The organism is Pelagibius sp. (genome assembly GCF_028289705.1).
Classification (GTDB): domain Bacteria; phylum Pseudomonadota; class Alphaproteobacteria; order Kiloniellales; family Kiloniellaceae; genus Pelagibius.
Genome location: NZ_JANQOI010000030.1, coordinates 18,113 through 31,703, shown reverse-complemented (window position 1 = coordinate 31,703; position 13,591 = coordinate 18,113). Strand labels below are relative to the sequence as shown.

At 65.9% G+C, this 13,591-nt stretch carries 10 protein-coding genes; 3 read left to right on the top strand and 7 right to left on the bottom strand.

Annotated elements, in window-relative coordinates; translation table 11 throughout:
• From Q0996_RS03625 to Q0996_RS03605, 5 genes are all read right to left on the bottom strand, one after another.
• Nucleotides 1-2,219 (bottom strand): hypothetical protein (locus tag Q0996_RS03625; RefSeq protein ID WP_299616091.1); only part of this gene is annotated, 2,219 nt, incomplete at its 3' end.
• A 61-nt stretch (nucleotides 2,220-2,280) separates the two neighbouring features.
• Entirely contained in the window at nucleotides 2,281-3,756 is a 1,476-nt protein-coding gene (locus tag Q0996_RS03620; RefSeq protein WP_299616089.1) for a cytochrome c, read from the bottom strand.
• A complete protein-coding gene (locus Q0996_RS03615) occupies nucleotides 3,753-4,193 on the bottom strand; it encodes a hypothetical protein (protein WP_299616087.1) in 441 nt (146 codons plus the stop codon). Before Q0996_RS03615 ends, Q0996_RS03620 begins: the two co-directional genes overlap by 4 nt.
• The gene (locus Q0996_RS03610; protein ID WP_299616085.1) at nucleotides 4,190-5,722 is read right to left on the bottom strand and encodes a c-type cytochrome; all 1,533 of its coding nucleotides are present in this window, start codon (nucleotides 5,720-5,722) and stop codon (nucleotides 4,190-4,192) included. The genes Q0996_RS03615 and Q0996_RS03610 overlap by 4 nt, the downstream gene beginning before the upstream one ends.
• Nucleotides 5,723-5,755: 33 nt before the next feature.
• The gene (locus tag Q0996_RS03605) at nucleotides 5,756-7,216 is read right to left on the bottom strand and encodes an NADH:flavin oxidoreductase (RefSeq protein WP_299616083.1); all 1,461 of its coding nucleotides are present in this window, start codon (nucleotides 7,214-7,216) and stop codon (nucleotides 5,756-5,758) included.
• A gap of 384 nt (nucleotides 7,217-7,600) precedes the next feature.
• Between Q0996_RS03605 and Q0996_RS03600 the strand changes: the two genes are divergently transcribed.
• The 3 genes from Q0996_RS03600 (at nucleotide 7,601) to Q0996_RS03590 (ending at nucleotide 11,049) form a co-directional block, all read left to right on the top strand.
• Entirely contained in the window at nucleotides 7,601-8,839 is a 1,239-nt protein-coding gene (locus Q0996_RS03600) for a hypothetical protein (protein ID WP_299616081.1), read from the top strand.
• A gap of 4 nt (nucleotides 8,840-8,843) precedes the next feature.
• Nucleotides 8,844-10,244, top strand: coding sequence for a Dyp-type peroxidase domain-containing protein (locus Q0996_RS03595; RefSeq protein ID WP_299616079.1), 1,401 nt, complete (start codon nucleotides 8,844-8,846; stop codon nucleotides 10,242-10,244).
• 163 nt (nucleotides 10,245-10,407) lie between these two features.
• Nucleotides 10,408-11,049, top strand: a complete 642-nt coding sequence (locus tag Q0996_RS03590) for a DUF4336 domain-containing protein (protein ID WP_299616077.1) — start codon at nucleotides 10,408-10,410, stop codon at nucleotides 11,047-11,049.
• Nucleotides 11,050-11,069: 20 nt separating this feature from the next.
• Here Q0996_RS03590 and Q0996_RS03585 read toward each other — a convergent pair whose 3' ends face one another.
• Together Q0996_RS03585 and Q0996_RS03580 are read right to left on the bottom strand one after the other, a co-directional pair.
• A complete protein-coding gene (locus Q0996_RS03585; RefSeq protein WP_299616075.1) occupies nucleotides 11,070-12,062 on the bottom strand; it encodes a C45 family peptidase in 993 nt (330 codons plus the stop codon).
• 20 nt (nucleotides 12,063-12,082) lie between these two features.
• Nucleotides 12,083-13,531, bottom strand: coding sequence for a biotin carboxylase (locus tag Q0996_RS03580; protein WP_299616073.1), 1,449 nt, complete (start codon nucleotides 13,529-13,531; stop codon nucleotides 12,083-12,085).
• Nucleotides 13,532-13,591 lie beyond the last annotated feature (60 nt).

Genomic DNA, 13,591 nt, shown 5'->3' with positions numbered 1-13,591 from the left:
GGCAGGTAAGGATCCGTGTCGGAGGGCGCGGGGCAGCGGTTGGCATAGCTGCCGTCGTAGCCGGCATCAGTTTCCCTCTCGCTGCCGTAGCCGGCGGGTGATTGCTGTGCGTAGAGGCGCCCACCGCCGCTGTCGTAGGAGGCTCCGTAGTCATCTTCGGTGCCGACGTAGCCCTCATAGGTATAGGGGTAGTCGACGAAGCCGACGGAGTTGTTCAGCAGGTAGGGCGCGCTGGACCAGAGGCTGATCAGGGAGGCGGGGCGGCTGTAGCCACGGCCATTGCCCGGCGGGCGCAGCGACATGGCGCCGCCGGAGACCGGATGGTGCACGGTCAACTCCCCGACCGGCGGAAGCTGCTTGTAGGACTCCGAGGAGAACTCGTCCCAGATGTCGTCGCGCAGGGCGTTGGTCGCCAGCGGGCTGCAGGCGTTGGTCTGCAGCAGGTCCACCGGCACCCGGCGTTCCGTCGAGAGGAAGTTGTCGTCGAGGAAACCGTCGGCCAGCACCATTTGGGTCATGTCGGCTTTGAAGGCGTCGGTCTGCGCCCAGGCCCAATAACGGTCCCAGCATTCGCGGTAGTTGGGGCCGTTTCCGCCGTGTTCGCAGATGCCTTCGTCAACGCCTGAGCCAACAGGAGCCGGAGGGATCTTGCTGGAGTGGCAGGCCGCGCAGTTCTCGGCAAAGACGATCTTGCCGCGGTCGACGGTTTCGGCCGGGTCGTTGAGGTATTGGTCGCCGCCGGGTGCGTCCGCCAGGCTGTCCTTCGTCGCGGTCACCAGGAAGAAGATCGCCATGTCGGCGGTCTGGTCCTCGGTGGCGCCCCAATAGGCCGACTGCGCCACGGCGTCCCTGATCCGGATGGGGGAGATCTTCCGGCCGCCGATGATGGGCCGGAAGTGCAGCAGCCACTCCTCGCTGAACAAGCCGATGTTGATGTAGACCCGGTTCAGGGCGCCGAGCACGCCGACGGAATCCGCGCCGTCCTTGAGCACCCGGACGGTGTCGATCTCGCCGGTCTGCTCGTTCCAGAAGGCGGAGAAGGCCTTGGTCTGCGCGTAGTCCTGGAACTGCTTGTTGTCGAGGCCGCCGCCGCTCAGTTGTTCGCGCCCCCAGCGTTGGGTCGGCAGCAGCCGCGCGCCGACGCCATAGACCGCGTTCATGGTGCGCGGATTGTTCATGTAGTCGGTGGAGACCAGGGAGGTGTCGAGGCTGCCCGGCGGGTTGGTGTGGAAGAGCTGGTAGATGAAGTTGCGCTCGTGGGGCGCGGCCTTGCCCGGCTCCGGGCGGGGCCCCGTGTTCCAGAAAAAGATGCGGTTCACCCAGAAGTACTGGGCGCCCGGGTTGGAGTTCAGGTTCTCCCAGTCCGGGTTCTCGGGGTCGCTGGGCGGCTTCTCCGGGCTCGGCCCGACGTGGCAGAAGGCGCAGGACATACCGACCCTGTAGGGGCGCACCAGGTCCTTGCGATTGTAATAGTCCGGATCGGTGTAATAGCGCTCCGCATCCCAATTGGCCGCCGCTTCCTCGTCGAAGTCGGGGTTGGGGAACAGCCTGAGGCCGATGACGCCGGAGGGCTCGCCGTAGTAGGAGCCGACCGGCACCGTCCTGCCGCGGGCGCCGATTTCGACGCCGGGATAGGTCTCGGCGTCGGCGAAGGGGTCGGGCCCGCAGTTGGCGGTGCGCAGGTCGAGCCAGAGGCCGAAGCGCTCGGCATCCGGGGCGTCCGGTTTTTCGAAGCAGGGCTCGCTGACCAGGCCGAGATAGTGGTTGCGGTTGTGCCGGCCGTAATACTGGGAGGGGTGCGAGGAAATGACCTTCAGCAGGTCGAAGGCGCCGGCGGTGATGGAGGCCGCCATGTCCCAGAAGCGGTCGTTGCCGCCGGTCCAGACGATCCAGGTGTTCTGCCCTTTGACGGCGTGCTGGCGGATGGTCTCGGGCTCCAGGCCGGTCGCCTCTGCAAGCGCGACGATCTCCTTGGCATAGACGCCGTCCTCCGGGCGCCGCAGCACGCCCTTGTCCATCTCAGCGAAGTAAGGCTCCGGCGCGGCGGTGAAGTCGGCGCGGGTCAGCCCGGCTGCTTTCGCTTCATCCGGGAGGGTGCCGAAAAGCTCTTCGTCGGGCTCGACGAAGGCGCGCAGCACCAGGAAGCCCACGACCCCGACCGCCACCACCAGAACCAGGATCAGGCTCGCCACCCATTTCAGGACACGTCGCAACCTCATGGAGCACCTCTTCGTCGTGGGGCGCGGCTCTTCATCCTGCTGCTCCTCACCCCGCGGTTCCTCACAGCGTCTTCAGATAGGCGAGGAGTTGTTCCTTCTCTTCGGCCGAAAGCTCGGTGCCGAAGAGGTGGCCGCCGTTGCCGTTGCCGTCGACCGCGGTGTCGTAGCGCCAGCCCTGGCGCTCGGCCGCACTGCCGGGCTGACTGACGAAGCCGCCGTTCTCGGGGTCGACCTGGTCCCAGCCGCGGTAGAAGACGCGCGGCCGCCGCTCGGGGACCTCCAGAAGGTCGCGCAGGGTCGGCACCGAACCGTTGTGCAGATAAGGTCCCTTCAGCCACAGCCCGGTCAGTTCCGTGGCGACGTAGCCGTCCTTGTCCTGAAAGGCCTCGAAGCCCCAGTGATAGCCCTCCTCGTAGGCGTGATAGCGCTCCACCGCCTCGGCGTTCCACATTTCCAGCCGGTGGCGGTCGGTGCCCAGTTCGAGGGCCGGGATCACGGTCCGGAAGCGCGGGCCCGCCGGGTCGTGGCACTCGGCACAATACGCTGCGTAGAGCGCCTTGCCGGCGGTGAGGTCGTCGGGGTCCAGATAGTAGGGATCGCCGGGCCGGCGGCGCGGCGAGAAGGGCGAGGGCGGGGGCTGCTGCAGACGCGCCCAGGTCTCGACACGGATCAGATGCGCCTCGGTCGCCGGAAAGGCCTTGTAGGTCAGGCCGTCGCCGACGGCGCCGCTCACCACCGCCTCGCGCAGGCTGGTGGTGAGGCCGTCCCAATGGAAGACCGGTACCCGCGTGCCGTCGCCCAGCGCCTGGTCCAGGTTCCAGAGCGGCATCATGTCGGAGTTTCCGATGGTGCCGTCGTCGCCCATCTTCAGGTTGTCGTACTTCACCGGGTTGAAGGGATCGATGCGACCCGGCCCCCAGTCCGGCCGGTCGTAGGTCCAGGCGAAGTCCTTGCTGCGCTCCTGCAGCGCCGAGCGGGTGAAGGGGATCAGCAGATAGCGGTAGAGCAGCCGCTCCCAGAGCGGCATGTCGTAGATCGCCGTGATCTCGGCCATCATGGCATCGCTGGTGAAGCGGGCGTCCTGGCCGGCGTCGGTGAGAAAACGCAGATAGGCCTGAGGGTTGACCCGGGTGCCCGCGCCGCCCGGCACCAGCACCGCCGGGTCATCGGCGGTGAGGCGATAGCTGCCCTGATGGCAGAAGGCGCAGTTGGGCGCGACCCGGGGAATGACCCCCAGGGTCTTCTTGGAGAGGCCCACTGGCAGTTCCGCCCCGGCCTCCCAGTAGAGCCCCAAGGCGGCATAGCCGTCCGCCTTGCCCGGCAGATACTCGGGGAACATCTGCGGCAGCACGCGCCAGATCCAGTAGGGCAGACCCTCGCGTTCCTCGTTGCCGATGGAGCCGTGGTTGAAGGCCTGGATCGGATCGTTGGTGTGGGGCTGGTCCACCGGGCGCAGCAGGACGAACCAGGCGACCAGCGTGAGCGTCACCACGCCGGCCAGGAACCAGGCCAGGATCTTGGGCCAGCGCAGGCTCATGCGTGTTCTCCGGCGAGGCCACGCGCCCGCTCCAGCGCCGTCACGCGGATCAGGCAGTAGAGGCTCGCCAGCCCGATCCCGCCGTCCAGCAGGATGGCGGCGATGAAGCCCGGCGGCTGATCGAAGACGAAGACGGCGAGGAAGAAGAACGTCGCGCCGAAGGACCGGGAGGGAAGGATCGCCATCCAGGCAATCACCCGGTAGCGGTCCAGGTCAATGGTTGCCGGAATGTAGAAGATCGTGACGATCAGCAGCAGCAGGCCGGCAAAGCGCGGCCAGAGTGACTCGTTGTAGGGAACGTTGAAGAACCCCAGCAGCCAGCCGGGGTCGAACAGCAGCGAGAAGACGAAAATCAGGTTCAGCAGGATCCCGATCCAGACAACGAGGCTGTGTCTGGCGATCCAGAGGGACAGGCTCTGGGCATCGCGCTTGGTCATAGCGTCTTCATGTACTCGACCAGGGCGTCCTTCTCGGCGGCGCTCAGGGTCGTGCCATAGGCGGGGCCCTCGTGGCCGCGGTTCGAATTCCCGGTGACCGAGGTGTCGTAAAGAAACAGGGCGTCTTCGGAGGCGCCGTCGCCGTCGGCCCGATAGCCCACCTTCTCGAAGTCGAAGACGTCGCTGCCGCGCAGCCAGACGGCCGGGCGCCGCTCGGACGGCTCCAGCAGGTCGCGCAGCGTCGGCACCGACCCGTTGTGCAGATAGGGCGAGCGCGCCCAAATGCCGTCCAGGGGATGGTTGGCATAGCCGTCGGTCTTGCGGAACTGGCTGAAGCGCCAGGGATAGCCGGCATAGAGCAGGTTCTGAGCGGCGGCGAAGCCTTCGGTATAGGAGGCCCAGCGTCCGCGGTCGGTATCGATCCGCTCCAGCGGCACCACGCGGCCGAGGCGCGGGTAGCGGTTGCTGTCGTAGTCGTAGCCGTAGCCGCCCTCGGCGCCCATGCCGTGGCAGGCGGCACAGTAGCGGGCATAGAGGTCGCGCCCCCGGGCGGCCTTGTCCGGGTCGACCGACTCGGCGGCGGGAAAGGGCGGCGCCGGCAGATCCCAGAGCCAGTCCCGGACCCGCAGAATGCGGTCCCTGTCGACGGTGACCGGCGTCACCCCGGCCCCCAGGGCGGCGCTCAGGTTGCGCTCGTCGACCGAGGTGTTGTTGCCGTCCCAATGCAGCTGCATGCCCTCGCGCGGCCGCTGCTGCCAGATGGCGGGATAGTCGGAGGCGCCGTTGAGGGCGGCATCGTCGATTGCCGCCGGCCCCATGGGAAAGTTGAACTGAATCGCCTTGTAGGGATTGAATGTATCGACGCGCCCCGGCCCCCAGTCGTGCTGGCGGTCGAGGAAGTCGAGTTGGTCCCGCACCGCCAGCAGGCCCTCGCGCACGCGGTCGACCACCACCAAACGGTAGAGCGCCTGCTCGACAAATCCGAGGTCGCCGCCCACCGCCTCGCTGTTGATGGCGGCGATCACAGTCTCGGCGTTGAACCGGTTGTCGATGGCGACCCGGCGCAGGAACTGGATGAAGTCGTAGAGCCGCAGGTTGTTGGAGGGCGCGCCGTAGATGAACTGGCGCGGCCCGCCCGCGGTCTCGCGCCAGGTGCCGACATGGCAGACCGAACAGTTCAGCCAGACGCGCTCGATCCCGGAGACGTAGCGCCGGGAAATGCCCATGGGCAGGTCCGCATCCGGCGACTCGTAGAGAAGACCGAAGCGGCGATAGCCCTGCGGGCCCAGTTCCTCCTTGTAGATCTCCGGTAGCGCCTTGAAGACCCAGTAGGGCAGGCCGTTGGCGACCTCGCTACCGATGGAGCCGTAGAGGAAGTGCTCGCGTTCGTCTTCATAGGCGACGACGTAGGTGTTGACGAAGATCAGGTAATAGAGCGCCGCCAGGACGAGGGCGAGCACCACCCAGAAGCGGATCCACCGCTTGCGCTTGAGGGCACGTTCGACGGGAGTCAGTGGGTCCAGATCCATTATGGTTCTCGCACTCCGGCAGGTCGGCGCGGCTTACTGCGCGGCGGGGGGATCTTGGGTGGCGGCGTTTGCGGCAGCGACGTTGGAGGTCGGGGCGCCCGGGAAGGTGGGGGGATCGAAGACCGACATCACCTCCTCGATCATGTTGTTCCACTTCTCGTCGAAGCTGCCCCCCTCGTAGCGTGACAGCTCGTAGCAGCCGAGCGGGTTCTCCAGGTCGTGGATCAGGCACTTGTTGCAGTAGGTGCAGGCCTTGCCGGCGGTGGGCCCTTCGGCCTCGCGCAGGATCTGCGGCAGGTCGTTGTTGGCGATCAGCGGCCGGCCGATGGTGACGCCGTCGCAGGATCCGTCACGGATTGCTCCGGCGATCTTGCTGGCATGCTGGAAGCCGCCGGTGCAGAGCACCTTGATGCTTTCGTCCACCTTGCGGATGTCCTCGCGCAGTGCCTTCGAATAGGCGGCGTTGATACCCTCGATGATCTTGCCGCGGCGCCAGCGCCAGAGGGCGAGAAACAGGCGGGCCGTTAGTCCGTGATTGAAGATCCAGTAGTTGAAGCGCGCCCACGTGCCCTGCGAGAGCATGCCGTCGTACCAACGCACCAGGTCCAGGAGCGGCAGATCGCCCGGCGGGTTGCGTGGATGGGGAAAGGTGGAGCCGCTGGAGATGTGAAAGGCGTCGACCCCCTTGCCGCCGTCCAGCAGCAGGCGGCAGATCTTCTTGGTCTCCTCCAGGGTGTTGCCTTTTTTCTGCCAGGGATAGAGCCAGTCGTTGTGGTCGACGGCGTTGATCTTCATCTGCAGGTGAAAGTCCGGGCCCACCTCGCGGCGGATCGCGCGCACGATCTCCAGCACGAAGCGGCTGCGGTTCTCCCAGGAGCCGCCGTAGTCGTCCTTGCGGTCGTTGATGCCGGAACTCAAGAACTGGGTGATCAGATAGCCGTTGGCGCCGTGCAGCTCGACGCCGTCGAGGCCGGCCTCCCGCGCCCGCCGGGCGCCCTGGGCGAACTGTTCCACCACCTCCTGGATCTCGCCGACGGTCATCGCCTGGGCGAGCAGACCGTGGAAGTAGTCCTTCTTGTCGGTGGAACTCAGCCCCTTCTTGTGCAGGTTCTCGACGCCGCCCAGATCCTGCTGCCGGCCGGAGTGGCTGAGCTGCATGATGAACTTGCAATCGTACTTGTGGACGCGCTCGCCGACCGCCCGCCAGAAGGGAATCTTGTCGTCGTCGTCGATCATGGCATAGCGCGTGAGGATACGTCCGCGCACCGCCACCGGCGTGTAGGAGGAGATGATACAGCCGACGCCGCCCCGCGCGAACTTCTCCTCCCAATTGAGGCGCGCGTTGCCGCCATGGCCGTTGTAGTCGTCGAACATGCCGGAGAGGTTGGAGCGGAACAGCCGGTTCTTGACTTCCAGCCGCCGGAACTTCAGCGGTTCGAAGATCAGCGCCGCGTTGTCTTCATGTAGAAATGTGTCGTCCGAGGAAACAGGCATGACTTTATCCTGGCGGCCACAATGCAAGTCATATCATGATTGGAGTCCTCTCCACTACGGCGCACCCGCGCAATTCAGAGGCAAGGCCGGCGCATAAGAGGAATTGACCCGCACTATTTCGCAGTTGATCCGACACTTCGGATTTTGCACCGAAAGACGATGCGATTACCTGGGCCAAATCCGGGGCATTGAAGTAGACGGAGGGCTGTCCCCGCCCCGGGCAAGGCATGCGCAGCGGGCGTCGCGGGCGCAATCATTGGGATAGCGCAGCAGAATGCGATTGGTGCCGCGGCACCTCTGCGTCTACAGTTGTTCAACCAAACGCTGCCTTGAGGGGCCCGGTGCAAGCCCGAAGGCCGGCGAGCCGTGCTGTGGCCGGGGGTCATGAAACAGACGATCTTTACCATTGTCTCGCCGATTCGATCGGGTTGGCAGGGCGAGGTCCAGGCGATGCTGGCCGCGCTCGATTACCGCGGCACGCTGCCCGCCGCCGACGTCTTCGGCTTTGGCGAGGCGGAGATGCTGCACTTCGCGAGCCTCTTTCTCTACGACGATCCCGAGGATGGATGGTTTCTCGTCTTCGAGAACAACATCGACGGCGAGATCGAGGCCTATCTCGACCGGCTGCTGGAGATCGCCCAGGAAAAGGACGGCGGGCGTTTCCTGCTGCGCCTCTTCGGCCATTGCCAAGGTTTTTTCGGCAACGACTTAAAGGAACTGAGAGGGCAATGGTTGGCCCAGGTGCATCGGCCGGCGGCGGGCTTCGTCTCGGCGGTCGGCCTGACGCGCCAGCGCATCTTCCAGGACGCGGCGGTCTATCGCGTGGCCGACGCGGCGCTTGGCTCCGGCGCGCCGAAGCTGAGCGATGAAGAGGCGCAGGCCGCGGTCTTCAACGCGCTGGATGCCGATCCCGAAACCCGCGATGTCTGGTCGAGCCTGCCGGACCGGGGCGAAGGCCCCGGCCTTATCGAGCGGGCCAGGGCCTACCTCTCCATCGCGCTCAACGGCCTCGGCTTCATTTTCTTGGCGCTCATCAATCTGATCCCGGAACGCATCGCCCGTCAGGACAACGAACGGCCGGACCCCTCCATGGTCGATTGGCAGAAGCAATACGAAGACCACCTGCCGACCAACCACATGACCAGCGTCGTGCATCTGCACTGGGACGCCGCCCGTCATGCGGCCAAGCTCTGCGCCTTCGGTCTGCTGCGCGGCCGGGTGACCCTGAAGCATACCGACGGCAAGCTGGGCCCCATCGAGACCATCCACTTCGCCCATTGGTCGATGCTGAACCAGGGCCGCCGGCTGCTCTTCGTCAGCAACTACGGCGGCAGTTGGGACAGCTACCTCGACGATTTCACCCTGAAGGCCAGCAAGGGGCTGACCCTGGCTTGGGCCCACGGCATCGGTTTTCCCAAGTCCTGGTTCATGGTCTATGGCGGCGCCGCCAAAGGCCCGGAGTTCATCGACTGGGCGCGCCGTTCCATGGTGCCCAGCCTGGTCTGGTACAAGGCCTATCCCGGCCTCAGCGCCAAGAACATCAACCGCAACAGGCGGCTGCGCGAAGCCCTGGTCGACGCCAAGGCCGGGCGCGGCGACACCGCCTGGCTGGGTGAGGTCTGAGGCCATGACCGGCGAAGCGCTGACTGAATCTCCCGACATCCAGGGCCTCTTGTTCCGCGGCTATAAGACGCTGGACCACGCCGCCTATGGCCTCTTCCGCATCGACGACCGCCGGGCGTTCCAGACCTGGTTGCGCCGGCGTGTCGAGCGCGAGGAGATCGCCCCGGCAAGCCAGCGCCAGCCCGAGGACGCGCAGGCCCATCGCCTGAACATCGCCTTCACCGCGTCGGGCCTCGAGACGCTGCTCGGAAGCCACTGGATGCCCGAGAGTTTCGAACCGGCTTTCGTCGAGGGCATGGTCCGGGACCACCGCAGCCGCCTGCTGGGCGACGTCGAGGCCAACGATCCGCAGCACTGGCGCTGGGGCCGGACGGTGGACTTCGACGGCCTGCTGATAGCCTTCGCGCCGACGCGGGCCGAGGCCGAGCACCTGCTGGCCGAGCATCTCTGCAGCGCCAACGGCGCGTCGCGCGTGGAAACGCTCTATGGCCAGCGGGCCAAGGACGGCAAGGAGGCCTTCGGCTTTGCCGACGGTATCTCCCAGCCGGTGATCGAAGGCACCAAGCGACACCGGGACCGTCCCGAGGAGGCGAGACTGCACGGCGTGCCGGCGGGGGAGATGATCCTCGGCTATCCCGACGGCAGCGGCCGGCTGCCGCGATCCCCGGCGACCTCTGCGGCCGCCGACCCCGCCGGCCATCTGGTGCCCCACTGGGAGTGGCCGGAGCGCCGCGACCTGGGCCGCAACGGCAGCTACCTGGTGTTCCGCCAATTGGCCCAGGACACCAAAGGCTTCTGGGACTATCTCAGTGCCGCCGCCACGGAGCAGGGTGAAGGCGAAGACTCGGCGCAGGCGCTGGCCGAAAAGATGGTCGGCCGGCGCATGAACGGCACCTCCATGGAACCACTTCCCAAGTCCCGCTCCGACGAGAACAACCTCTTCGACTTCATCAACGATGAGAAGGGGCTCTACTGCCCCGTCGGTTCCCACATCCGGCGCAGCAATCCCCGCGCCACGGGCACGGAGACCGCTCAGAAGTCGCTTGACGTGACCCTGCGCCACCGCATCCTGCGCCGCGGGCGCAACTACAAGGACGAAGCCCGCGGGGAGGTGGGGTTGCAGTTCCTCTGCTTCAACGCCTCGATCGCCCGGCAGTTCGAGTTCATCCAGGCCTCCTGGTGCAACAACCAGTTCTTCCACGGCCTGCAGCGGGAGGTCGATCCGATCATCGGCACCCCGCGGCCCGCCGGCAACGGCCTGGACTCCGTCGATCGCTATACGATTCCCCGGCGGCCCTATCGCCGGCTGCTGGCGGGCCTGCCCAGCTTCGTGACGGTGAAGGGCGGCGGCTACTTCTTCATGCCCGCCATCAGCGCCCTGCGCTGCCTTGCCGGCGCGCCGTAGAGCCTATTCAGGCTTAACGGCGCCAGCCTGCTCTTCCTCCGGATTTCCCAGGTGGATGTCCGTTTCTCGCCCTCTGCTTTTGGACGAGTGAACACTCTATATAGAGAGCGACATGCAATCCTTTGGGCCGAACATATGGACTGTGAGTGGCGACGCTCTCCGCATGTACGGGGTGCTGCCGTTCACGACCAGGATGACGGTCGTCCAACTGGAATCGGGAGGGCTGTGGCTTCACTCTCCCGTCCAGTCGACGCCGGACCGTCGGCGCGCCGTGGACCGGCTGGGCCCGGTCGAGCATCTCGTTGCGCCCAACAAGATCCATAGCCTCGGCATCGAGCCGTGGAAGGCCTTGTACCCTTCGGCCAAAGTCTGGGCCTCGCCGGGGTTCGACAAGCGTCATCCCGATATCGCCATCGATGCGGTGCTCGCGAACGACGGTGAAACTCCTTGGAGCGCTGAAATCGATCACTGCGTGATCGATGGTCATGCAGTTCTGGATGAGGTCGCGTTTCTGCACAAACCCTCCAGGACCCTCATCGTCACGGATTTCATGCAGAAGCATGTCGCCGCCGGCGAGTCGTGGTTCTGGCGCGGCGTGAAACGCATGGCGGGCATCCTGGGCAGGGACGGCGGCGTCCCGCTGGATATCAGGCTCAGCGTGCGCGACAAGGCGGCAATGCGGCGCAGCATCGACACGGTTCTCGCTTGGGATTTCGACCATCTCATCGTCGCGCACGGCCATTGCCTGCAAGGCGGCGCAAAAGACGACGTCAGCCGCGCCTTCGATTGGATCACCGGCGCTTAACGGCTTGACGGACAATCGCTCTACGAAATCCTTGCGGGGTCGGGGTCGGGGTAGGTGATGGACTGGCTGCCTTCGACGAGATCCCTGCCGGAGAGCTGCCAGGACTTGCCGGGCCAGCGCAGCTCCATGGCGAAGCGCTGGGGGTGGTAGACGGCGGTATAGAGCGTGCCGAAGCCGGCCCCGAAGGCGACCGAATAGAGCGGCGGCTTCAGGAAGGCGCCGACGAACTTCTCCGGCGGGTCGACATGCAGGGTGAGGCGCTGCAGCAGGAAGCGCTCCCGCTCCACGGTGGCGGTGAAGCGCGCGTGGCTCGCCCACTCCACCCGCTCCTGGTGGTTGGTGGCGACACCGATGTGGCGCAGCACCGTCGGGCGGTCCGGCGCCATATAGGCGGTGACGAAGTGGCGCTCGGCATCGACGGCGGTGACGTTGTAGCTCATGTGGCTGGGCACCCGCTTCAACACCGCGCCGGCTTCCTCCGCCGTCTCGCAGGTCTGCAGGATGTAGCGCAGGATCAGCGGCACGCCGAAACCGTCACCCACCACGTGGCGCCCGCCGAAGGTGAGGGAGAGAGCCAGCCCCGCCTCGTTCATGCCGTCGACCAGCCCCCAGAGCCCGTCGCTGCTGCCGATGACCCGGCGGCCCTGCCAGGCGGTGGCCAGCGTCAGGCCGTCGAAGGCCAGGGGGTGGTAATCGTAATTGCGCACCAGCATCGGCTCGGCGCCCGGCCAGATCGCCTGGCTGCAGCCGGAGAGATAGGGCGGCGGGCCGTAGAAGCTGAGAAAGCGCGCCTCCATGTCGCCGCCGCCGGCCAGTTCGCAGAGCTCCTCGTAGAGCGGCACCAGCTCCGGCATGTGCTTCTGCAGTGCCCGCCGGCCCTCCCGATAGGTGGGCCGCGCCTCCGGCCCCTCGCGCAGCCACCAGCGCCGGTAATGGGGCCAGTATTCGGCGAAGAGTCCGGCCCACTTGGGGCCGGGGCTGTCTTCGGCGACGGCGCGAAAGGTCAGGTCCACCGGGCCGGCCTCTCCGCGCCTCAGAGGATCTTGAAGGCGTGGTCGCCGGGCACCGCCGAGGGCAGGGGCCGCGCCGCGAAGGCGGACTTGATCCCGGCGATCCATTTCTTGGAGCGCTCGGTCAGCTTGAAGCTGTTGGTCATGGAGCGCCCGCGGGTGACCAGAATGCCCAGATCGGCGCCCTCGTAGCGGTAGTCGCCGGGCTTCAGGATGCGCAGGAAAAAGGCCTCCTGCTCGCTCTCCACCGCACGGCGGTGATAGTCGAAGCGGTCGAAGACCACCCGGCCATCGGGCAGCATCCGGTAGATCCCGGTCTCCGGCGCGTGGGTCAGGATGTCCACCGAATCCTCGGTGTGCTTGATCACCATCTGCGACCAGGAATCGATCATGTTCGGGTCGGCCCAGCGGGCGTTCAGCTCCTCGATGTCCAGCTCGAAGGGCTGACCGGAAAACTCCAGCAGGTGGAACAGGAAGAGCGGCGCGTCGGCATGGGCGAAGGCGGCATGGTTGGTCATGGAGGAGGCGCCGGTGATGCGCGGGTTGAGCTCGCCGAGGTAGATCTCGCCGCTCTTCTGCTCGATGAGGAAGTCCAGCTCGAAGTAGCCGCGGTAACCCTCCTTGCGGAGCTGCTCGCCGAAGTCGAAGGTCAGCTTGCGGGCCTTCTGGCGCACCTTCGGCGGAAAGGCGGTGGCGAAGATCTCGTTGCCGCACCAGCCGCCGCGGTAGGGCGTCAGCTCGGGAAAGCCCACCAGTTCCGTCATCAGCGGGCCGACGATGGTGCCCTGCTTGGTGGAACAGGCCTCGATGGCGGAGCCGCGGCATTTGATGCGCTTCATGATCTTGATTTCGCCGCAGCCGACGATTTCGTGCTCATGGCGGCGGAAGTCGGCCTCCGACTTGATGAAGAAGGTGGTGTGGCCGGAATCGCCGAAGGCGGACTGCAGCACCAGGTCGTCGCCGACGCCGCCCTCCTTGGCCAGCTTCGTCAGGTGTTTGTAGTCCTTCACCTCCGAAAGGATGTTGGGCACCGAGGGCACGCCCGCCTTATTGCCGATGCGCACGGTCTCGATCTTGTTGTCCACGCGGGTGCGCAGCTTGGCCTTGGGGAACCAGACCTCGGCGCCCAGTTCCTTGGCCAGCTTCTCGGTCTCCTGATCGAACATCAGGAAGACGAACTTGGGCTTGCTGCCGCGGTCCTTCACCCAGTCGGTCACCTCTTTGTGCTGCAGCAGGTAGTTGTTGATGTCCTCGATGGACTGGAACTCGGGATGGGGCAGCTCGGTGGGGCAGAAGACATTGGGGTGCTTGCCGTCGTAGCAGTCGAGATAGTTGACGTACTTGAAATTGCGCACCCACTCGTCGAGGCCGAGGAGATTGAAGTTGGTTGCCGAGATGAAATAGATGGGGGCCTCGTTGCGGTGAAAGAACCGCCGGATCTCCGAAATGTTCTTGAGTTTCTTCTTTGCCATCTCCTGTCCCCCCAAGAGTACTGTGATTGATGATTGGTCGCCGGCCTTCTTGTGCCGGTG

What these genes read in the sequence shown, in the direction of transcription:
- Q0996_RS03590 (WP_299616077.1), top strand. Translation starts at nt 10,408, where the DNA reads ATGTACGGGGTGCTGCCGTTCACGACCAGGATGACGGTCGTCCAACTG.
- Q0996_RS03620 (WP_299616089.1), bottom strand. Translation starts at nt 3,756, where the DNA reads ATGAGCCTGCGCTGGCCCAAGATCCTGGCCTGGTTCCTGGCCGGCGTG.
- Q0996_RS03580 (WP_299616073.1), bottom strand. Translation starts at nt 13,531, where the DNA reads ATGGCAAAGAAGAAACTCAAGAACATTTCGGAGATCCGGCGGTTCTTT.
- Q0996_RS03600 (WP_299616081.1), top strand. Translation starts at nt 7,601, where the DNA reads ATGAAACAGACGATCTTTACCATTGTCTCGCCGATTCGATCGGGTTGG.
- Q0996_RS03595 (WP_299616079.1), top strand. Translation starts at nt 8,844, where the DNA reads ATGACCGGCGAAGCGCTGACTGAATCTCCCGACATCCAGGGCCTCTTG.
- Q0996_RS03615 (WP_299616087.1), bottom strand. Translation starts at nt 4,193, where the DNA reads ATGACCAAGCGCGATGCCCAGAGCCTGTCCCTCTGGATCGCCAGACAC.
- Q0996_RS03610 (WP_299616085.1), bottom strand. Translation starts at nt 5,722, where the DNA reads ATGGATCTGGACCCACTGACTCCCGTCGAACGTGCCCTCAAGCGCAAG.
- Q0996_RS03605 (WP_299616083.1), bottom strand. Translation starts at nt 7,216, where the DNA reads ATGCCTGTTTCCTCGGACGACACATTTCTACATGAAGACAACGCGGCG.